Source organism: Brucella intermedia LMG 3301 (genome assembly GCF_000182645.1).
GTDB lineage: Bacteria > Pseudomonadota > Alphaproteobacteria > Rhizobiales > Rhizobiaceae > Brucella > Brucella intermedia.
This window is the reverse complement of the sequence record NZ_ACQA01000002.1, coordinates 1,270,900-1,290,863: the sequence shown is the minus strand read 5'-3', so window position 1 is coordinate 1,290,863 and position 19,964 is coordinate 1,270,900. Positions and strand designations below refer to the sequence as shown.

Genomic DNA, 19,964 nt, shown 5'->3' with positions numbered 1-19,964 from the left:
AGATCATCCCACAATAGGATACAGATTGACATGCGCTGCTGCCGAAATCCGGCGGCGGCCTATTCTTATCGGTTCGGCTTGTCGGCGTTCGATGTTCTGCATGTGTCTAGACGACGGCCGGTCGGTTGCATTTGCGAAGGGCACAAAATGGAAAAAGCAGATATCGGAATGGTCGGCCTTGGCGTCATGGGCTCCAACCTGGCGCTGAACATAGCCGAGAAGGGCTATACGGTAGCCGTCTATGACCGTGATGAGCCTGTGCTGAAAGCCTTCCTCGAAAAGGCTGGCCCGCTGCGCGACAAGATCATTGCTTGCCCTACTTTCGAGGACCTCGCGGCGAATATCCGCAAGCCGCGCCCGATCATCTTCCTCATCAAGGCAGGCGCTCCCGTCGATGCTGAGACCACCCGCCTCAAGGCCTATCTTGAGAAGGGCGACATCATGATCGACGCTGGCAATTCCGATTATCGCGACACGGTGCGCCGTCTGAAGGCGCTCGGCCCCAATGATCCGACCTTTGTCGGCATGGGCGTTTCCGGCGGTGCGGAAGGTGCGCGCCACGGTCCGTCGATGATGGTCGGCGGCACCGAGGAAGCCTATGAGCGCATCGCGCCGATCCTGCTTGCCGCTGCCGCCAAATACAAGGACGAACCTTGCTGTGCGCTGGTGGGCCCCGATGGCGCCGGTCATTTCGTCAAGACGATCCATAACGGCATCGAATATGCCGACATGCAGATGATTGCCGAAATCTACGGCATCCTGCGTGACGGTCTCGGGCTTTCCGCCCCTGCCATCGGCGATGTGTTCGAGAAGTGGAACCAGGGTCCGCTCAACTCCTATCTGATCGAGATCACCGCCAAGGTGCTGAAGGCGACCGATCCGGAAACCGGCAAGGCGATGGTCGACATGATCCTCGATGAAGCCGGCCAGAAGGGCACGGGCCGCTGGGCGGCCATCGAGGCGCAGATGCTGGGTGTTCCGGCAACCGCGATTGAAGCTGCGGTCGCTGCCCGCTCCCTGTCCTCGCTGAAGGCGGCGCGCGCGCTTGCCGCAAAGGCCTATAATCCCGGCCAGCGCAGCCTCGAGATTTCCGATCAGGCAAAATTCCTCGCCGATCTGGAGCAGGGTCTGCTGGCGGGCAAGATCGCCGCTTACGCTCAAGGGTTCGCGGTGATGGAAGCCGCATCGCAGGAGCACGGCTGGAACATCCCGCTTGCAGAAACCGCCCGCATCTGGCGCGCGGGCTGCATCATTCGTTCGCAGCTGCTGGACGATATCGCCCACGCCTTCGAGGACAGCGAAAGCCGCAACCTGCTGCTGGCGCCCGCCTTTGTCGAACGCATGAGCAAGGCTTCCAACGGCCTTCGCCAGATCGTCGCCAAGGCGGCGCTCGCTGGCCTGCCTTTGCCTGCACTGGGCTCGGCGCTCAGCTATTTCGACAGTTTTACGCAGGCGCTTGGCACCGCCAATCTCCTCCAGGGCCAGCGCGATTTCTTCGGTTCGCACGGCTTCAAGCGGATCGACAAGGACGGGGATTTCCACGGTCCCTGGGGCGAATAAAATTCGCTGTAATTGAAAAAGCCGCCCACTGGGCGGCTTTTTTGTTTTAATCTGCCAGCACGAGCAGATCGCGTGAGGCGAAATGCACGGTCACCTTGTCGCCGCGCTGCGGCGGCGGATGAGTCGGATCGTTGAACGTGTCGAACGAAAGGCGGTTCTTGCCGAGCGTCACACGCGTGCGAATGACGGAACCGAGGAAATGAACATCGTCGATCGTTGCTTCCAGCGCTGTATCGTGGCTCTTGCGCGCTTCGAGGCTGACAGCTTCCGGGCGCAAGGCCAGCGTCAGCGGCTTGCCCTTCGGATGATGGTCGAGCGTTTCCTGCACCGTGATGGTGCGGCCGTCGAGCTCGATGCTGTTCCGGCCGGGTTCGCTGACCGAGGCTTCCAGCATGTTGAGCGTGCCGACGAACGACGCCACGAAGCGCGAGGCAGGGCGGTTATAGATGTCGAAAGGCGATCCGATCTGGTCGGCGCGGCCTTCATGCATGACCACGATGCGGTCGGAGATCGACAGCGCTTCCTCCTGATCGTGGGTGACGAAGACGGTCGTAATGCCGAGCTTCTGCTGGATGGCGCGGATTTCTTCGCGCAAGGATATGCGGATTTTGGCATCGAGTGCCGATAGCGGCTCGTCGAGCAGAAGAACCTGCGGCTTGGTGGCAAGCGCGCGCGCCAGCGCGACGCGCTGCTGCTGGCCGCCGGACATCTGGTAGGGATAGCGATCCGCCAGATGGTCGAGGCGGATGAGGCCCAGCATTTCCTTCACCGTGGCGTCGATTTCTGCCTTCGACTTTCCGGCAACGCGCAGGCCGAACGAAACATTCTGCGCCACCGTCATATTAGGGAAAAGCGCATAGGCCTGAAACACCATGCCGATATTGCGCTGGTTGGGCTTGAGGTCCACCACATCCTTGCCGTTGATTTCGATGGCGCCGCTGTCGGGCATCTCGAAACCGGCGATCATGCGCAGAACGGTCGTCTTGCCGCAGCCTGACGGGCCGAGGAAGGAGACGAATTCGCCCTTTTCCACGGCAAGGTTGAAATCGTGGACGACGGTATTGGCGCCGAAGCTCTTTTTCAGGTTTTTGATATTCAGAAAAGCCATGAATCTTACCCGGCGGTTGTCTTGAATTTATTGAGGCGCGAGACGAGCTGCAGCATGATGATGCTGAGCCACGTTATGCCAAACGAAATGATCGCCAGCGCTGACGGTTCGTAGGCGCGGTTTGCGCCGACCAGCTGCAGATAGGGACCGAAGGCAGGGCGGTTCAAAAGCGAGGCCAGCGTGAACTCGCCAATGACGATGGCGAATGTGATGAAGGCACCGCTCATCACGCCGGAAATCACATTCGGAAAAATCACCTTGAACATGATGCGGCCCCAGCCAGCGCCGAGGCTTTGCGCGGCTTCGGTTAGCGTATTGACGTCGATAGTGCGCATTGCCGTATCGACGGCACGATACATATAGGGCAGCGAAAGCGTCATATAGCCGAACATCAACAGGAGGTCGGTCGCTCGTGTCGATGCGGTGAACGGCAGCCAGGATGACGAGTTGTAGATGCGCAGATATCCGAACACGATGACGATGGCCGGAATGACCAGCGGCAACAGCGTGATGAATTCCATCACCGGGCGCAATTGCGGCAGGCGCAGGCGCACCCAGTAGGCGGTCGGCACGACCAGAAGCACGCCGAAGATGATGGTCAACAGGCCAAGCAGGATGGAATAGCCGAAGGTCGCCTGGAAATTCGGGTCGGAGAACACGACGCGATAGGCATCGAAGGAATATTCGCCGCGCCGCATGCGCAGCGAGAATTCGAACGTGCCGATGAGCGGCACGAGGAAATAGATCGCGCCAATCAGGAAGGCGATCCAGGCACCGATTTTCTGGGCATTTATGCCTTTCTTTTTCATCGCTGCCACCTCTCGGCGCGAATGCGCAGCCAGATATAGATGAGGTTGGAGATACCTGTGATGACGATCATGCCAAGGGCCAACGCATAGCCGAGGTTCTGGTTATGCAGAACGTCGCCACGGATCTGGGCAAAGAGCAGGATCGGCACGATGTTGAGCGAGGAACCCGTCAAGGCGTAGGCGGTGGCGATGGCGCCGAAGGCGTTGGCGAACAGGAGAAGCGTCGTGCCGAGCAGGCTCGGCCACAGGATCGGAAAGGCCACCATGCGCCAATATTGCGCGGTGGTCGCACCCAGAATGGAAGATGCCTCGCGCCACTCTTTTTTCAGTCCGTCGAGGGCGGGCGTCAGGATCAGCACCATCAGCGGTATCTGGAAGAACAGATAGGTCAGCGTCAGGCCGAAGAAGGAGAGCAGGTTGAAACCTGTCGCATAGAGGTTGAAGCCGAACCATTCCTTGAGAAGGATCGTCACGAAGCCGGTTCGCCCCAGCGTCGCAAGAAAGGCGAAGGCAAGCGGCACGCCTGCGAAGTTCGAGGCAACGCCCGAAAAGGTCAGCACCGTCGGCCGCAGCCAGGAGGGCAGGTTGCCGAGGACAACCGCCCAGGCCAGAAAGAAGCCGATGATCGCGCCGCCGATGGCCGAGGCCAGACTGACCTTGATGGAAATCCAGTAGGCGCTCATGATCTGCGGCTGAAAGAGATCATGGATGTTCTGGAGCGTGAAGTTTCCAGCCGGGTCCTGAAAGGCGCCGATGATGAGGTACATCGTCGGCCAGATCAGAAACAGGATGGCGAAGATGAAAAACGGCGTCACGCCAAGCCAGGACAACGGAAGCCGGCGCTTGCGCACTCCGCTGGGGGCTGATGTTTCGGCAATTGAACTCATAGGTTCTTTCTTTGGACCGGTTCCCGGCAGAACGGAAACTGACAGAACCGTTCCGACTTCTTGTTTATATCTTGCGATCGGCAGGGCGGTCATTCGCCCCTGGGGCAATTACATTGCATCTTTGCAGTCTGCCCATCCTGTTTGCCAAAGAGCGCGGCGCTGTTTGGAAAAGAGGACGGGAGGGCAAATGAAACCAGTTTGATGTCGCGCCGACCGTTTGGGGCCGACGCGACATGTGTTCGATGCGACAGAAGCGCTTACTGGACGTTTGCGCCCACGACGCTGTCCCATTCCTTGGTGATCGTGGCCTGTGCTGCCTCGATCTGTTCCAGGGTCGGGAAGATAGCCTTTTCATAGGCTGCTGCTGGCGGCAGCTTGTCGAGCAGTTCCTGCGGGATCTTGCCAGCCTTCGCCATCGCGTTGAAGCGGATCGGATGACAGTAGCCCTTCAGGTAGCCGAGCTGGCCTTCATCCGAATAGATGTGCTCCATCCACAGCTTCGCAGCGTTCGGATGCGGAGCGTAGGCGCTGATCGCCTGCACGTAGACACCGGCGATGACACCCGTCTTCGGGATGACGGTTTCGATTTCCGGATTGCCCTTGAGCGTGTCGCGGTCGGCGAGCGCGTTATAGTCCCAGCGGATGACGATAGGGGTCGAGCCCTGCGCCAGCGAAGCGGCCTTGCCGATGACCGGAACGAAATTGCCGTTGGCGTTCAGTTCCTTGTAGAACTCGAGGCCCTTCTTGCCTGCGGCTTCGCCCGGCTCGCCGCCACGGGCGATGCCGGCGGCATGAACGCCGAGAATGGCCTGTGCGGAAACGCGCGGATCGCCTGCAAGCGCAACGGAATTTGCGTAGTCGCTCTTGAGCAGGTCTTCCCAATCCTGCGGGATGTCCTTGACGATGTCCTTGTTCACTTCGAAGGCGAGCACGCCGTAATAGTCGCCATACCAGTGGCCTTCAGGGTCCTTGGCGCTGTCTGGTATTTCGTCCCAGGTCGCGACCTTGTAAGGCTGGATCAGGCCGTCCTTCTTGGCCGAAGCGCCGAAGGCGAAGCCGACGTCGATGACGTCAGGAGCCTGTGGGCCCTTGTTGTCCTTGTTGGCCTTGATGGCTTCGATTTCATCGCCCGAACCGGCGTCCGGGTTCAGTTCGTTGACCTTGAGGCCGTACTTGTCCTTGAAGCTCTTGATGATTTCGCCATAGCCGCACCAGTCATGCGGGAGTGCGATGGTGGTCAGTTCGCCTTCCGCCTTGGCAGCGGCGATCAGTTCGGCTGACGGTTCGGCAGCGGCGATGGAAACCCCGGCAACGGCGATTGCCGTCGAAAGCGACAGCAGACGCGCTGTGTAAGCAAGCATTGTTTGACTCCCCTGTTTAAGGTCCGGCGAACGCCCCCGGTCGATTCCGGTGCTCGCGCATTCCCGATACCCGCCCTATATGACGGTTGGATGACAGTTTGTGGCTTGTCACAAACTGCCAGCGGTGGAAAGTGAAACACGTTTTCAGAGACTTAGCAATTCATCCGTTTGCGGGAGCAGCATTTTTATGACAGGAAATGTGACAGTAAATTCGTCGTTGTCATAATTCTGCAAGAGGCTTTTCCCTGCGCGACAGGGGTTTGTCTCCGCGCGGCATCACGGTCGAATTTCTGCGATAAACGAAAATTTCTGAAAGATGATCGAACCCTAATAGGTTTCGTATGAAATTGGGAGGCGGAGAGCTAATGCCCTCCACCGCCACCGCCGACCTGCTTGGGTTTGCGCAGCATGATGGCGCAGACGGCAAGCGAGCAGAACATCATCGTGAGGATGAAAAACACGTCGATGAAGGACAGAAGAGTGGCCTGCTGGCGCACCATGCCGGAAAGCTTGGCGATGGCAATCGTCGCGCCGTCCATGCCTGCCGCATTATATTTGGCGGTCAGGTTGGCGATCATCCTTTCCGCTTCGGCATTGCCCCAGCGAACATGTTCGGCCAGCCGCTCATAATGCATGTCGCCGCGCCGGGTGAGGATCGTATTGATGACGGCAAGGCCGACGGCGCCGCCCAGGTTGCGCGTCAGGTTGAAGAGGCCCGATGCGTTTTTCAGCAGGGAAGGCGGAAGCGTGCCGAGCGCCAGATTGTTGATCGGCACCATGCACAGCATCAGCGAGCAGCCACGCAGAATCTGCGGCAACAGCAATTCGTGGAAATCCCAGTCGGCCGTCAGACCCGTCACCATCCATGTGCCTGCCGCAAAGCCGAGGAAGCCGATCATCATCATCAGGCGCGGGTCCATCCTGTTGGAAAGGAAACCCGCCACCGGCGCGGTGAAGAACATGGCGAGACCGCTGACGAACAGCGCTTCGCCGATCATCAGGGCATCATAGCCGCGAACAGTGCTCAGATAGAGCGGATATAGATATGTGAGGCCATAAAGACCGACGCCCATCACGAAGGAGAACACCGAGCCGAATGCGAAATTGACATTCCTGAAGGCTCGCAAGTCCACGATAGGCTCTTCTGCGGTAAAGGCCCTGAAGAAGAAGAGAATGCCGCCGACGATCATAACGCCGGTCAGGACGAAGATGGCTTCATCCTGAAGCCAGTCATTGCGCGGGCCTTCTTCCAGAACATATTCCATCGAGCCGAGGAATGCGGCCATGCCGAGAAGGCCCCACCAGTCGAACTTGCTCAGAAGGGAGCTGTCGCCTTCGTCGAAGTCGATGAGGTTCCATGCGGCGATGGTAACGAGGATGCCGGGGCCGACATTGACCAGAAACAGCCAGTGCCATGAGAAGGCGTGGCTCAGATAGCCGCCGATCGTCGGGCCGATGGTTGGCGCAAGCGTTGCGACCAGACCGATCATCGGCGAAACGATGGAACGCTTGGAAGGCGGGAAGATGGTGAAGGCGGCTGCGAACACGCTCGGGATCATGCCGCCGCCGATGAAGCCCTGAATTGCGCGGTAGACGATCATCTGCTCGATGTTCGTCGCCGTCGCGCAAAGCATGCTGGCCAGCGTGAAGCCTGCCGCAGAAACGGTGAAGAGCACGCGCGTCGACAAAAGGCGTCCAAGGAAGCCCGACAGCGGAATCATGATGACTTCCGCAATCAGGTAGGACGTCTGGACCCAGGAGATTTCGTCGGAACTGGCGCTGAGACCCGCCTGGATTTCAGCCAGCGAAGCCGAGACGATCTGAATGTCCAGGATCGCCATGAACATGCCGAACACCATGGCCAGAAAGCCGATGGCCTTCTTGGGGTCGATGCGGTCTTCTGCCGGGGCTATCGGCCCCATTGTCGTGTCTGCGGCCATGACGGCGCACTCCGGAATGGAAGAGAAAGGCGGCGCGAAATCCGTTTCGCCGCGCCGCCATCTGTTATTTCAAGTGAGCCAAAGGGCTCGATCAGTCGGCCTTTTGCTCGGGGGCCGTGCGCGTGTCGATATCGACCACGACGCTGAGGCCCGCGCGGATCTTGCCGGATTCCAGCGCTTCCTTCGGGATCATGATGCGCACGGGAACGCGCTGCACGATCTTGGTGAAGTTGCCGGTCGCGTTTTCCGGCGGCAGCAGCGAGAACACGGCGCCCGAAGCCGGAGCGATGGACGCGACCTTGCCGTCGAACTTCGTGCCGTCGATAGCGTCGACATAGATATGCGCGGTTTCGCCGGTCTTGATCTTTGCGAGCTGCGTTTCCTTGAAGTTCGCGTCGATATAAAGCTCATTGACCGGGACAAGCGCCGCAATCTTCTGGCCCGGCGAAACGAGATCGCCCTTCTTGCCGGAAAGATTGCCCACCACCCCGTCGAAGGGCGCGCGCAGCGTCGTGAAGGACAGGTCGCGTGCGGCTTTGTCGCGGGCAAGTTCCAGCGATTTTACCGTGCTTTCGGCTTCGCTATATTGGGCGTTGAGCACTTCGATATTGGCCTTGGCAGAAGCGATCTGCGCATCGCTGCCGGCAACCTTGGCGCGCGCCTGGTCCAGCGAGGACTGGGCCGTGTCGAGTTCGGCCTGCGCGACGAAACGCGTGTCGTGCAGCTTCTGCACGCGCGCGATCGTGTTCTGCGCATTGGTCAGAACAGCCGTTGCGGCCTGCTTGTCGGCATCGGCCTGTTGCAGGGTTGCCTGCGCGGCGTCGGTCTGGGCCTTGATGCGAACGAGGGTCTGTTTCTGGGTCGCGAGCTTGGCTTCGGCTTCATCGAGCGCGATCTGGTAGTCGCCTGCATCGAGCTGGAAGATCACATCGGCCAGCCTTGACCTGCTGGTTGGCGGCCACGGGGATGTTTTCGATATAGCCGGTAACTTTCGGCGCGATGGACGCAATGTCGCCCTGCACATAGGCGTCGTCGGTCGAAACCATGAACCGTCCGACCGTCCACCAGTCATAGGCGAACCAGAGGCCGCCTGCGACCGCGACCGTCAGAATGCCGGGCAAAAGTACGCGTTTGCCGAAGCCCTTCTTCTTGCCGCCCTTGGCGGTTTCCCCGGTTTCCCTGGGTGCGGCTTCCTGCGGGTTCGGCGCGGTATGGGGCTGCGATCTCTCGCTCAGCGGCGCCTCATTCGTCGCCGGCTGGGTTGCCGAGGCGAAGTTCTTGGCGTTGGGAAACGGATGAATATCGGCCTTATCAACGGACTTCGGGGCGGACATAGGGAAACTCTCTGGACATCCTTGGGATTGAACCGCTCGGTTCGATGTTGACATAGATCAATAAGATGCGCATATCAAGAGCATATCGAACCGCTTGGTTCGAAAAAATTCAAGAGTCTCTAAAATGAAGCCTGATCGCAAGACCAAAGGAACAACGGATACGATGATGCATGACCGGAACCGGCATGATGGGAAAGATGTCGGCATTATGGGTCAAAGCAAGTCGTCCTGCTCCGAAACGGAATGCGGTCGCACGCGGCTGGGTGCCGGTCAGGACCCTGCAAAACGCCGCCAGATTCTCGAAGGCGCTCAGGACGTGTTCCTGCGCATGGGTTTCGATGCAGCCAGCATGAACGACATCACGCGTGAAGCTGGCGTGTCGAAGGGCACGATCTACGTCTACTTCAACAGCAAGGAAGACCTGTTCGTCGCATTGTGCGAACACTATCGCCACACGATGTTCAGCGAATTGATCGCCACTCTAGACAGCGGTTTCGGGAACCGTCAGGAGTTGACCGATTTCGGCGTGGCGCTGGTGACGCTCATCACTTCCTCCACCGCCATCCGCGCCCAGCGGATCGTGCTGGGCGTGAGCGAGCGCAAGCCGGAGCTTGCCGCGCGGTTCTATGAGCGTGGCCCGAAGCGCAGCCTCGTGGTGATGGCCGACTATCTCAGGCGGATGATCGAAAGCGGCAAGCTCAAGCCTTTCGATGCCGACCGGATGGCCTATCAGCTTTCCGATCTTTTCCTGTCGGGCCTCTACAGGCCGCGGCTTTTCGGGGCCTTGTCGGAGCCGCCATCAGCGGAAACGATTCGCAGCAATGTCGAGCTGGCAGTGGATTTCTTCTACAGAGCTTACGGAAATGAGAATGAAACTGTTCTGAAATAGAACAAGTTGAGCATGGCATTGCTTGATTCTCAAAAAAAGTTTACCGCCACACCAATTAACTTCTCATTTAGGCCTTATTTCGGCACCGCTTTTGTGTGCAATTCTTTGCTATCGATTAATTGAAGGTTGTCAGACCCCCTGTTTTTTTTGTCACTTATACAAAAGATTGAATGGCTTCAGGCCCCGATTCGGCCCCCTTTTTGGACACGGTAATAATCGCCTGCCAGCATTAAGGACATTATATTAATGACACTCGATCTGATTCATTTTCCGAATTTTAAGAAGACATTTTTTGGCACTTCCTTCCAGAGCGATACGCTTGCTCTGCTGACACGAATTCGCGACGAGATCGGTTGTCGTCACATCTTGCACACTTATCGTGGACGGATGGGCGATTGCTCGAAAACCAGTTCTTCCGACCTGACGGTCGTGATGACTGTGCCCGCCAACTGGGCCGCCCGCTACTCCACCAAGAACTATTTCGTTGTCGACCCGATCTTTCAGGAAGATGCGCCCTATTTCAAAGACGATGTAAGCGGCATCGTTCGCAATCTCCAGGAAGACGCAGACCAGTGTCCGGCTGTCGCCGACATGCTGCAGGATGCGGAAAAGCACGGGCTGGGCAATATTTTCATCGCCGTCTCGGCCCGCGGCCAGAAAGGTGCGGTCGGCTGTTCGCTGTTCAGCTTCGAGATCAGCCCGGACGAGGACCGTGAACAGTTCGTGGCGAAGCTTCGCCCGCGCCTGTTGAGCCTGTCGGGCATCATCCATTCGGCGCTGTGCGGCTGCAAGGATGTGGCGACGGTGTCCAGTCTTCTGACCCCGCGCGAAGTCGACTGCCTGCGCTGGGCCGCAAATGGCAAGACGGATGGCGAGATCGCGGAAATCCTGAACATCGCGCGTTGGACGGTGGTGACTTATCTCCAGAACGCCAAGATCAAGCTCAACTGCTCCAACCGCACTTCAGCCGTGGCGACGGCGCTGTCGCTCGGCATCATCGAAATGCCGGAAGTCCATCATCTGGACTGATGCCAGCGGACTTGCAGAGACAAGAACACCGGATGTTTCAGGCATCCGGTGTTTTGTGCTTTCAGGCCCTTTTTCTGAGCGGCAGGCGGGCGGCGTCGAAGGCGTTGGCAAGCCGCGCCGTGTTCCTGGCCGGGTCTTCGTCGGCGTCCTCGAAGGCGATGTGGTTCAGCTCAATCCCCGCCGTCTTGTCGGTCAGCGTCAGCCGAAAATAGGCGTAGACGCCCTGATTGCGAAACTCCATGTCGAGCACGATGGCCGGTGGCGACTGCCAGTCGCAGCGATATTCCCCGCCATGTCCGAGTTCCAGCGTGCCGGGAAAGAAATAAAGCTCGGTCGCCGAACTGACGATATCGGCGATATTGGCAAAAAGCTCGCAGCGTATGAAGGGCGATGTAGTCGGCCGGATCGACCAGACGAAGATCGGTTGCGACTTCGCGCAGGTTCCCGGGCAATGATCGCCTCGCGCTCGTTGGAGAATTGCAGGCTCTTCATGGTTTCACCGCCAATCTGGGGAACAGGCCGTCACTGTTCCGGAACATATAAATATCATGATTATCCAATTGTTCTTATGCATGTCTCACTCCCAGTTCCCACCTTTGAGACATGCTCTAATGTAATGCATGCCGCGTATTGATGACCCGGATCAGCTCGGCCACGGCCTTGTAGAATTCCGGTGCGATCATCTGGTCGACATTGACCTGTTTATAGAGCGCGCGCGCCAGCGGAACGTCCTCGAATATCGGGATGGAATGCTGCGCGGCGATCTCTCTTATCTTGAGAGCGATCAGATCCTGCCCCTTTGCCACGACGACCGGGGCCGCATCCTGATCGGGCTTGTAGCGCAGTGCTACGGAAAAATGAGTCGGATTTGCGACGATGAGCGTTGCCGTCGGAACGGTGTTGATCATGCGGCGGCGCGCACGGTCGCGACCGAGCGATCGCAGGCGAGACTTGACCAGCGGGTCGCCTTCCGACTGCTTCAGTTCGTCCTTCACCTCCTGCCGGGTCATGCGCAGTTCCTGCCGCCAGTGAATGCGCGACCAGGCAAGGTCGAAACCGGCAATTGCCGTGATGGCCAGAACATTGGCGACCAGCAGGCGCACCATGTTCTCACGCAGGAATTCGGGCAAGGCGCTGGGGTCCGAGGCGACCGCATCGGTGAAAAGGCTGTTGCCGCTGAAAAAGACGACGAAGACGATGACGCTCGCCGCCAGAAATTTGGCCAGCGACTTGAGAAACTCGACCTGACCGCTGCGCCCGAAAATACGCTGCCACCCCTTGAGAGGCGATATGCGCGAGGCCTGCGGGCGGATGCGCTCGCCAACGAAACGCGGCGCATTCTGGAACGCGGAGGCCGCAATGCCGGCAAGCGGAATGATGATGAATACCGGCACGAGGGCCGCGCCGACGGCGAGCGCCAGAACGCCGAACAGACGGCTCGCATCCTCGGCGCTGTTGAGGAGCCAGTCTTCGGGACGGTCGATCAGTTCCCGCAGGAAGACGGCAAGCTTCGTTGTGGCAGGTCCAGCGACAAAGACTGCGATGATCAGAAAGGAAGCGATGCCAGCGAGGATCGGCGTTTCGCGGGAAAAGGGCATGTTGCCCTTTTCCAAGGCGTCGCGGATCTTCTGTTCGGTGGCTTCTTCTGTTTTGCTTTCCTTGTCAGCATCATCTGCCATGGGTCACCGCAATCAGGACGAAGCTTCGCCAGCGTCGAGGGTGATGATGCCGCGTTCGGAAAGATCGATGGCGATACGGGCTATCGTGCGGCGCGCATCGGCAATGTTCTGCGCGGTTATGTTGCCCTGCTCGGCGCCAAGCTCGGTTTCCACCATGCGGCGGCCACGGGTCGAGAGCGAGGAGAGAACGAGTTCCTGAAGCCTTGTGTCCGCTCCGCGCAGCGCCGTTGCGATCTGTTCCGTCTGCACTTCATCGAAGAGCAGCAGGCGCGCGCGCTGCGACAGGCGCTCGATGTCTTCAAAGGTGAAGAGCTTGGCCTTGATGCGGTTGAGATCGTCGCGGTTGAGGTCTTCAAGGCTCGCCATCAGTTCTTCCATCTCGCTTCTGTCGAGCTGGTTGAAGATATTGGCGATCTGGCCGTGATGCGCCTTTACCGGTCCGGAATCGCTGCGGCCCAGAAGATCGCGCCGCAGCACGTCTTCGAGAAGTTCCGCCGCAGCCGGTGCGACATTGCCGATATGGAGCGAGCGCTGCACGACGGCGTTGCGCAACTGCGGCGGCAATACCACGAACAGCCGGGCCGCGAGGTCGGACGGCAGCTTCGACACGATATAGGCGATGATCTGCGGATGCTGGTCCGTCAGATAGGCCTGCAGGCTTTCCACCGGCAGGCGGCCGAGCTGCACCCAGACGGATTCCTGAACGAGTTGCGGCTGGACGCGCTCTTCCAGAACCGCATCGACCTCTTCCTGCGGCAGCGTTTCGCGCAGCAGGCCCTCGAACCGCTGGGCAGCTTCCGAAACCGGCGCGCCTTCGGCAAAGGAATCCTCGAACTGCTTGACCAGATGTTCGAAATCGAGCGGTGAAATCGGCTCCAGCGTGCGGGCATGACCGGCAAGCTTGCGCAGGTCCTCGGCATTGAAATGCTTGAGAAGACGCGCGGCCGCAGGGCGACCGATGGCAACGAGGATCGCCGCCGCCTTTTGCGGGCCGGTCAGCGTATCGACGAGGCCGCTGGCGGTCCCTTCAAGGTCTTCCGCGAGGGCTTGCTGTTCATTGTCGGCCATGGTCACGTCCGTTACTTGCCGATGATTTCGGTGAGGCTGACACCGAAACGCGAGGAATCGTCTTCAAGGACGATCACTTCGCCACGGGCGATGACGCGGCCATTGACCACGATATCGACCGGATCGCCGATCTGCTTGTCGAGCGTGATGACCGCACCGCGACCGAGCTTCATCAGATTGGCAACCGGCATGGTCGTGCCGCCAAGGACAACCTGCACATCGACGGGAATGCCCATGATGAGTTCGAGATTCGGCTTGGATGGCCCCTTCTGCGCGCTGCGCGGCTTTTCCTCGCGCAGTTCCTCAATGGCTTCGTCCAGTTCCTGCTGCATGTTCTTGTCCTCGGTTTCCTTGCTCATGCCTGGCCTGCGAGTTCGACCGTTGCCTTCCTGACCGTGCGGCGCACGAAGACCGGCAGTGCGTTCTTTTCCTTCGGGAGCGATTGTTCGGCGGCGGCGGTCCGGTCGTCGGTGCGCCGTGCGCTGTCGGCGACATTGCGCGCATGGCGGATGTCGCGGGTCAGCGCCTTGCGCAGCCGGTTCAACTCCTCGATCGCCTCTTCCATTTCGCGGCGCACGCGCTGCGTTTCGGCAAGGCGGGCTTCAAGCCTGGTGTTTTCGTCAGCCAGGGCAGTGCCAAGATCGGTGCGCTCGCTCTGGATGGCCTTGACGGCGCGCTCCAGCCCGTTGGAGGCGGCTGCGACGCGCAGCGCCAGCAGCTTGCCGAGCTTGATCGTCTCATTAGCCTTGCGGCCAACCACGATCAGGGCCGCAAGCGAGGCGAGAGCCATCAATGTGGAAAGCACGTTAGCCAGCAACAAGCTCATCGATGAAATCCTCTTCCTGATTGACCGGGTCGCCGACCTTGACTGTGAAATGAATGCCCGATTTGCCGAGCGTGCACTTGAAAAGCTGCTGATCGCCGGCGCGCAGGCGCACCTGCTCCATGGCGTCGGCGGGCAGTTTCAGAACCTGGCCGATTTCCAGCATCGACAATGCGTCCAGCGTCATCGATCCCTGCTGGATGAATGCCTCAAGCTCGATGCGCGCGCGACTGACCTCGTGCCGCATCTTCTTCGCCCAGCTCGGATCGGCCTGATTCATCGGGCGGCGTAAAAAGGCGGCCACGGCATCCTGCATCGGCTTGTGCGTGCTGCGCGGCAGCAGCAGGTGCACCCGACCGGTCTTGCCTGCGGCGGTAACATCGATGCGGCAGGCGAAAAGGCGCGAGCGCTCGAAATTCTCCCGATCGAATTCGGCGGTATCGATGCATTCACCGGCAGCAAAAAGCGTCTGGCCGTTTCCGGCGAACACCTGATCGAGCGATTTGGCAAGATGACCGGCCAGAAGTGCGGAAATCTTCTGCTCCAGCATGCCGAAGGGACGGTCCTCATCGACGGAACCGACATTGCCCCCGATATTGCCTTGCGCACCGAACATCGCCTCGATCACGGAGAAGACGAGGGTTGCATCGGCGGTCAGATAAAGCGTGCAGCCCCAGCGCTCGGCCTTCAGCGGCGCGATGATCGCAGCCTTGTCGAGAATGTCGGCAAAGGCGGCTTCGTCGGTGCTTTCCACCTGACCCGCATCAATGTCGAACGCGGCGGCGCAGCCATGTTTCAGCCGGTCGCAGAAATGCGTCGAGGCATCCTTGAACACATGGGCAAGCGATTTCAGGTCGTCGCCCGAAAGACCGGCTGCGCGCAGCACATTCTCGGCCAGAACATCGGTTTTGCGGTTTTGTCCCAATGTGGCGGTTTCGGCGGTGGTCATCTTATGCGGCCTGCTGTGTCGCCGCGCTCGCCATGGTTTCCTGCTCGACCACATCGATGGTCGGGCGATCATAGGCGGAGATGGTCTTGCGGCCATATTCCACGGCGATCTGCGGCAGGGAGCCGTTCATATAGGCGAGGAGCGTCTGCTTCACGACGATATAGAGGCGATTGTTCTTTTCGCGGGTCGATTTGATCTTGGCTGCGATCGGGCCGACCACGCCATAGGAGAAGAAGATACCGGCAAAGGTGCCGACGAGGGCCGCGCCGATCAGGTGGCCCAGCACTTCCGGCGACTGATCCAGCGCGCCCATGGCCTTGATCACGCCGAGGACGGCGGCAACGATGCCGAGCGCCGGAAGCGCTTCGGAAATGCTGACCATGGCATGGTAGGGCTTGAGCTTGTCGCGGGCGATGGTGTGGATTTCCTCGTCCATCAGCGCCTCGATCTCATGCGAGCGCACATTGCCGACGATGATGAGGCGGCAATAGTCGCAGATGAAATTGGTGAGGTCCTCTTTCTTCAATACGCTTGGATAGGCCTGAAAGATCGGCGATTCCTTCGGATTGTCGATATGCACTTCAACTTCATTGCGCGACTTGGCGCGCAGTTCGCGCATCAGGCTGTAGAGCACGCCCAGAACGTCCAGATAATCGCGCTGCTTTGGGACGGCATTGCTGAATGCCTCCATGCAGGCGCGGCCCGTGTCCTTCACGAGCGAAAAGGGGTTGGCGATGAAGAAGGTGCCGAGTGCGGCACCCAGAATGATGACGAACTCCCAGGGCTGGATAAGCACGCTCACATGTCCGCCCATGGCGATAAAGCCGCCCAGCATACAGCCCAGTGTGATGACAAGACCGACAATAATGCCCAAAGCTCGAGACTCCCGCCTACATTCTGTTTGCCGGGAACCTAAGTGCTGCGCCTTGCGCGAACCTTGTCTGCAGCGCGCAGATAAAATCAGCTTCGGACAAGCTTGGTCCTGCATAAGGATCGAAATAGAGTCAGGGGGTCATGCGCATGGTCGATACGATGACGAGCTATCGCCTGATCGCGTCGGATATGGCGCGGTCGTTGCAGCGTGTTTCGAAGGAACCGATGGTGGAGCGGGAAACCGCCTACTACAAGGAGAATATCGGCAAGGTGAAATCCGTCGATGATTTCATGGCCGACAGCCGCCTTTATAATTATGCGCTGAAGGCGTTCGGTCTGGAAGACATGGCCTTCGCCAAGGCGTTCGTGCGCAAGATATTGACCGAAGGCATCAAAAGCGATGATGCCATGGCCAACAAGCTGACCGACAAGCGATACAAGGAATTTGCGACGGTCTTCGATTTCGAGGGCAAGGGCGCGGAGGCGACCCAGAGCACGGCGGCGCAGCAGGGCGTGGTCGACAAATATCTCCGCCAAACACTGGAGACGGAAGCCGGAAGCCAGAATGAAGGCGTGCGGCTGGCGCTCTATTTCCAGCGCAAGGCCCCGACGCTGACCAATGCCTATGAAATTCTGGGCGACAAGGCGCTGGTGTCGATGATCCAGACGACCTTCGGCTGGCCATCCACCATATCCAATGCCGATATCGACAAGCAGGCGAAGATGATCGAGGACAAGATCGACTTCACCAAAATGTCGGACCCCGATTACGTCTCGAAGCTCATTTCGCGCTTTACCGCTATGTATGAGATGAACAACCCGACCGCGAGCAGCCCGGCGTCGATTGCGTCCCTGCTTCTGGGCGGCACTTCTTCCGTCGGCATTTCGATGGATATTCTGAGCACCTTGCAGAACTTCAAGCCGGGCGGGCGCTAAGCGATGCAGAACAATTCTATCTATGTCGGGCTTTCCTCGCTCATCACGCTGGAACGGCGGATGGATGCCATTGCCCATAATGTGGCCAATGTCTCCACGGTCGGCTTCCGGGGCGAGGGTACCAAGTTCAGCTCGATTGTTTCGGACAAGGCCAGCGACGATGTGAGCTTCGCGACCGCGGGCAAGAGCTTCATCCGCACCGAGGCGGGCCCGATGATCAAGACCGACAATCCGCTGGATGTTGCGGTCAAGGGCGATGTGTGGATGTCTGTCTCCACGCCGCAGGGCCAGATCTATACGCGTGACGGGCGCATGAACATGCTGCCGACGGGCGATCTCGTCACCGTCACCGGTCATCCGGTGCTGGATGTCGGCGGCGCGCCGATCGTGCTCAACCCGGCAGGCGGCGCACCGAAGATTTCAAGCGATGGCGCGATCTACCAGAACGGCGCGCAGATCGGCGCGATCGGTCTTTTCACCATCCCCGCCGATGCGGAGCTGACCTATGCCGGTACATCCGGCGTAATCCCCAACAAGCCCGCCCAGCCAGTGGCCGATGACAACAGCGTGGGCGTCGTGCAGGGCATGATCGAGGGATCGAATGTCGATGCCATGACGGAGATGACGCGCCTCATCAGCGTCAGCCGCGCCTTCGAGCAGGTCAACAACCTGCTGGCGCAGCAGGAGACGACCGTCTCCGAAGCCATCAAGATCCTGGGCTCCAGAAACGGATGACGCCTGATCTGCCGCTCTCCCGCGTGGCCGCCTTTGCCCGCCGGCAATCGGTAGCGCCGAAGTCGCTCACCGGTATCGGCGGAACGGTGAGCGACGTGTCGCGTTCGGCGATTGCGGTGCGCGGGCTTTCGCGGGATGCGCGGCTGGGCGATGCGGTGGCGATCCACGCGCAGGGCAGCCAATGCCTTGCCGAGATCATCCGGGTAGCGGACGCACAGGTGCTGGTGAAACCCTTTGACGACCGCATCATTCCCTCGCTCGGCGCTGCGGTTTTCGAGGAAGGCCCGCTGCAGATCCGCCCCGCGCCGGAATGGCGCGGCCGGGTCATCAATGCGCTGGGACAGGGCGATTGACGGCAAGGGCGCATTGCAGCCCGGGACCCGGCCCATGGCGTCCGAGAGCCTTGCACCCGCCGCCTTGCGCCGTGCGCGGGTGGATCGGGGTTTGCGCACTGGCGTCAATGTCATCGATATTTTCACGCCGCTCTGCTTCGGCCAGCGTATCGGCATCTTTGCGGGTTCGGGTGTCGGCAAGTCGACCCTGCTTGCCATGATGACGCGTGCGGCGGATTTCGACACGGTGGTGCTGGCCTTGACGGGCGAACGCGGACGCGAAGTGCGCGAGATGCTGGAAGAAACCATGGCTGGCCATCTCGACAAGACCATCACCATCGTCGCGACGGGCGACGAAAGCCCGATGATGCGCCGCCTCGCGCCCAACACCGCGACGGCGATTGCCGAATATTTCCGGGACCTTGGCCATAATGTGCTGCTGATCGTCGATTCCGTCACGCGCTTTGCCCATGCCGCGCGCGAGGTGGCGATAGCGGCGGAAGAGCCGCCGGTTTCGCGCGGCTATCCGCCGAGCGTCTTCAGCCAGCTTCCGCGCCTTCTGGAGCGGGCGGGACCGGGCATTACAGAAGCCGGCGGCAGCATCACAGGGATTTATTCCGTGCTGGTCGATGGCGATGATCATAACGATCCGGTTTCCGACACCATTCGCGGCACGCTGGATGGCCACATCGTGCTCGACCGCGCAATTGCGGCGCAGGGGCGCTTTCCGGCGGTCGATATTCCGGGCTCGGTTTCGCGCCTTGCAAAGCACAACTGGACGCCGGAGCAGCGCAAGCTCGTCAGCCAGCTGCGCGGCATGGTTGCCCGTTTCGAGGAAACGCGCGATCTGAGGGCCATCGGCGCCTATCAGAAAGGCCATGACGGCCTTCTGGACCAGGCGGTCGATCTCGTGCCGCGCATATATGACGCCTTGCAGCAATCGCCGGAAACCGGCCTATCGGACGATCCCTATAACGACCTTGCCGCGGCACTGCGCGGCGACAGACAGGCGCAACACGCATGATGACGGGCTTTCAAAAGTCGAAAGAAGACAAGAACCTTGCCCAGCTTACGGCGGAGGTGGAAGCCGCCGCACGGCTCGAGGGCATGAAGAAGCCGCAGAGCAAGGTGGACCGCTATCTGAAGATCGCGGCAATCACGCTTGCTGCCGGAAGTGCGATGCTGCCCTTCATCACCTATTTGCAGCGGGCCGATCTGGGCGCGCCGGAAAAGGCCGAGCGCAAGATCATCGATCCGCTCGACCGTTCCGAACAGAAGACGGTGCGCCGCTTCCCGTCCTTCCGCCCTTCCGAACAGGTCGCGCCGAATGCGGATGTGGACGATACGATGACGGGTTCCGTCATGTCGAACGGCAAGGGTCTTCCGGGAACGGGGGCTGGCGGCGGCGACGGCAATGGCGGCGACGGGCAGGCCATGCCCAAGCCGGTTTTCGCATTGCGCGAGGTTGTCGGCGGCATGGCGATGATCGAGGATACGTCCGGCTACTGGTTCGTTGAAAAAGGCTCGCTGCTGCCTGATGGCAGCCGCCTCGTTTCCATCGGTCGCGGTGCAGGAACATGGCAGCTTACGACGTCATCGGGCGATGTGATCCAGAAGGCGCCGTAAGCCATTTTTCAGGTCCCCGCCCCCAG

Annotated in this window: 17 protein-coding genes and 3 pseudogenes; 7 read left to right on the top strand and 13 right to left on the bottom strand. The window is 59.8% G+C overall.

From position 1 onward, the window contains the following. The first annotated feature begins 147 nt into the window (after window positions 1–147). Entirely contained in the window at window positions 148–1,560 is a 1,413-nt protein-coding gene (gene gndA / locus OINT_RS18545) for an NADP-dependent phosphogluconate dehydrogenase (protein ID WP_006471423.1), read from the top strand. Between the two features lie 46 nt (window positions 1,561–1,606). On the opposite strand, the gene OINT_RS18540 is transcribed toward gndA, so the two are convergent. The 6 genes and pseudogenes from OINT_RS18540 to OINT_RS18515 form a co-directional block, all read right to left on the bottom strand. Then, window positions 1,607–2,668, bottom strand: a complete 1,062-nt coding sequence (locus OINT_RS18540) for an ABC transporter ATP-binding protein (RefSeq protein WP_006469435.1) — start codon at window positions 2,666–2,668, stop codon at window positions 1,607–1,609. A 5-nt stretch (window positions 2,669–2,673) separates the two neighbouring features. Next, a complete protein-coding gene (locus OINT_RS18535) occupies window positions 2,674–3,477 on the bottom strand; it encodes an ABC transporter permease (RefSeq protein ID WP_006471424.1) in 804 nt (267 codons plus the stop codon). Further along, entirely contained in the window at window positions 3,474–4,364 is an 891-nt protein-coding gene (locus OINT_RS18530) for an ABC transporter permease (protein ID WP_006471425.1), read from the bottom strand. The genes OINT_RS18535 and OINT_RS18530 overlap by 4 nt, the downstream gene beginning before the upstream one ends. Before the next feature lie 257 nt (window positions 4,365–4,621). After that, window positions 4,622–5,725 carry an ABC transporter substrate-binding protein gene (locus OINT_RS18525; protein WP_006469432.1) on the bottom strand — a complete coding sequence of 368 codons (1,104 nt, stop codon included), beginning with the start codon at window positions 5,723–5,725 and terminating at the stop codon, window positions 4,622–4,624. 362 nt (window positions 5,726–6,087) lie between these two features. After that, window positions 6,088–7,665: a DHA2 family efflux MFS transporter permease subunit gene (locus tag OINT_RS18520; protein ID WP_006469431.1), complete on the bottom strand. Its 1,578-nt coding sequence runs from the start codon at window positions 7,663–7,665 to the stop codon at window positions 6,088–6,090. Between the two features lie 91 nt (window positions 7,666–7,756). Then, window positions 7,757–8,999 (bottom strand): annotated as a pseudogene (locus OINT_RS18515) (HlyD family secretion protein). A gap of 124 nt (window positions 9,000–9,123) precedes the next feature. On the opposite strand from OINT_RS18515, the gene OINT_RS18510 reads away from it, so the two are divergent. Both OINT_RS18510 and OINT_RS18505 read left to right on the top strand, forming a co-directional pair. After that, on the top strand, window positions 9,124–9,888 hold the full coding sequence (locus OINT_RS18510; protein WP_006471427.1) for a TetR/AcrR family transcriptional regulator: 765 nt from the start codon (window positions 9,124–9,126) through the stop codon (window positions 9,886–9,888). Between the two features lie 246 nt (window positions 9,889–10,134). Then, window positions 10,135–10,917 carry a helix-turn-helix transcriptional regulator gene (locus OINT_RS18505; protein ID WP_006469429.1) on the top strand — a complete coding sequence of 261 codons (783 nt, stop codon included), beginning with the start codon at window positions 10,135–10,137 and terminating at the stop codon, window positions 10,915–10,917. A 61-nt stretch (window positions 10,918–10,978) separates the two neighbouring features. Here OINT_RS18505 and OINT_RS18500 read toward each other — a convergent pair. The 7 genes and pseudogenes from OINT_RS18500 to motA form a co-directional block, all read right to left on the bottom strand. Further along, window positions 10,979–11,409 (bottom strand): annotated as a pseudogene (locus OINT_RS18500) (hypothetical protein). Between the two features lie 116 nt (window positions 11,410–11,525). Beyond that, complete coding sequence (gene flhB / locus OINT_RS18495; protein ID WP_006469427.1) at window positions 11,526–12,596, bottom strand: flagellar biosynthesis protein FlhB; 1,071 nt, start codon at window positions 12,594–12,596, stop codon at window positions 11,526–11,528. Window positions 12,597–12,608: 12 nt separating this feature from the next. After that, window positions 12,609–13,664, bottom strand: a complete 1,056-nt coding sequence (locus OINT_RS18490; RefSeq protein ID WP_006471430.1) for a flagellar motor switch protein FliG — start codon at window positions 13,662–13,664, stop codon at window positions 12,609–12,611. Window positions 13,665–13,675: 11 nt separating this feature from the next. Next, window positions 13,676–14,023 (bottom strand): flagellar motor switch protein FliN, encoded by a 348-nt coding sequence (gene fliN / locus OINT_RS18485; protein ID WP_006469425.1) that lies wholly within the window; start codon window positions 14,021–14,023, stop codon window positions 13,676–13,678. Then, complete coding sequence (locus OINT_RS18480; RefSeq protein WP_006469424.1) at window positions 14,020–14,490, bottom strand: BAB2_0123 family type IV secretion system effector; 471 nt, start codon at window positions 14,488–14,490, stop codon at window positions 14,020–14,022. Before OINT_RS18480 ends, fliN begins: the two co-directional genes overlap by 4 nt. After that, on the bottom strand, window positions 14,471–15,436 hold the full coding sequence (locus OINT_RS18475; protein ID WP_006469423.1) for a FliM/FliN family flagellar motor switch protein: 966 nt from the start codon (window positions 15,434–15,436) through the stop codon (window positions 14,471–14,473). The genes OINT_RS18480 and OINT_RS18475 overlap by 20 nt, the downstream gene beginning before the upstream one ends. Before the next feature lies 1 nt (window position 15,437). Continuing rightward, window positions 15,438–16,310, bottom strand: a complete 873-nt coding sequence (gene motA, locus OINT_RS18470) for a flagellar motor stator protein MotA (protein ID WP_006471432.1) — start codon at window positions 16,308–16,310, stop codon at window positions 15,438–15,440. A 146-nt stretch (window positions 16,311–16,456) separates the two neighbouring features. Here motA and OINT_RS18465 point away from each other — a divergent pair, with 146 nt between their 5' ends. The 4 genes and pseudogenes from OINT_RS18465 (at window position 16,457) to OINT_RS18450 (ending at window position 19,938) form a co-directional block, all read left to right on the top strand. Further along, window positions 16,457–17,245, top strand: coding sequence for a DUF1217 domain-containing protein (locus tag OINT_RS18465; RefSeq protein ID WP_006471433.1), 789 nt, complete (start codon window positions 16,457–16,459; stop codon window positions 17,243–17,245). Window positions 17,246–17,248: 3 nt separating this feature from the next. Continuing rightward, the gene (flgF, locus tag OINT_RS18460; RefSeq protein ID WP_006469420.1) at window positions 17,249–17,980 is read left to right on the top strand and encodes a flagellar basal-body rod protein FlgF; all 732 of its coding nucleotides are present in this window, start codon (window positions 17,249–17,251) and stop codon (window positions 17,978–17,980) included. After that, a pseudogene (fliI, locus tag OINT_RS18455) lies at window positions 17,977–19,336 on the top strand (flagellar protein export ATPase FliI). Before flgF ends, fliI begins: the two are co-directional and overlap by 4 nt. Continuing rightward, the gene (locus tag OINT_RS18450; protein WP_006469419.1) at window positions 19,333–19,938 is read left to right on the top strand and encodes a hypothetical protein; all 606 of its coding nucleotides are present in this window, start codon (window positions 19,333–19,335) and stop codon (window positions 19,936–19,938) included. Before fliI ends, OINT_RS18450 begins: the two are co-directional and overlap by 4 nt. Window positions 19,939–19,964 lie beyond the last annotated feature (26 nt).

Bases quoted from the DNA above. Each gene is read 5' to 3' on its own strand.
- OINT_RS18475 (WP_006469423.1), bottom strand. From the start codon at position 15,436: ATGACCACCGCCGAAACCGCCACATTGGGACAAAACCGCAAAACCGAT.
- OINT_RS18535 (WP_006471424.1), bottom strand. From the start codon at position 3,477: ATGAAAAAGAAAGGCATAAATGCCCAGAAAATCGGTGCCTGGATCGCC.
- gndA (WP_006471423.1), top strand. From the start codon at position 148: ATGGAAAAAGCAGATATCGGAATGGTCGGCCTTGGCGTCATGGGCTCC.
- flhB (WP_006469427.1), bottom strand. From the start codon at position 12,596: ATGGCAGATGATGCTGACAAGGAAAGCAAAACAGAAGAAGCCACCGAA.
- OINT_RS18540 (WP_006469435.1), bottom strand. From the start codon at position 2,668: ATGGCTTTTCTGAATATCAAAAACCTGAAAAAGAGCTTCGGCGCCAAT.
- OINT_RS18465 (WP_006471433.1), top strand. From the start codon at position 16,457: ATGGTCGATACGATGACGAGCTATCGCCTGATCGCGTCGGATATGGCG.
- OINT_RS18480 (WP_006469424.1), bottom strand. From the start codon at position 14,490: ATGAGCTTGTTGCTGGCTAACGTGCTTTCCACATTGATGGCTCTCGCC.
- flgF (WP_006469420.1), top strand. From the start codon at position 17,249: ATGCAGAACAATTCTATCTATGTCGGGCTTTCCTCGCTCATCACGCTG.
- fliN (WP_006469425.1), bottom strand. From the start codon at position 14,023: ATGAGCAAGGAAACCGAGGACAAGAACATGCAGCAGGAACTGGACGAA.
- OINT_RS18490 (WP_006471430.1), bottom strand. From the start codon at position 13,664: ATGGCCGACAATGAACAGCAAGCCCTCGCGGAAGACCTTGAAGGGACC.
- OINT_RS18505 (WP_006469429.1), top strand. From the start codon at position 10,135: ATGACACTCGATCTGATTCATTTTCCGAATTTTAAGAAGACATTTTTT.
- OINT_RS18525 (WP_006469432.1), bottom strand. From the start codon at position 5,725: ATGCTTGCTTACACAGCGCGTCTGCTGTCGCTTTCGACGGCAATCGCC.
- OINT_RS18450 (WP_006469419.1), top strand. From the start codon at position 19,333: ATGATGACGGGCTTTCAAAAGTCGAAAGAAGACAAGAACCTTGCCCAG.
- OINT_RS18530 (WP_006471425.1), bottom strand. From the start codon at position 4,364: ATGAGTTCAATTGCCGAAACATCAGCCCCCAGCGGAGTGCGCAAGCGC.
- OINT_RS18520 (WP_006469431.1), bottom strand. From the start codon at position 7,665: ATGGCCGCAGACACGACAATGGGGCCGATAGCCCCGGCAGAAGACCGC.
- OINT_RS18510 (WP_006471427.1), top strand. From the start codon at position 9,124: ATGAAGCCTGATCGCAAGACCAAAGGAACAACGGATACGATGATGCAT.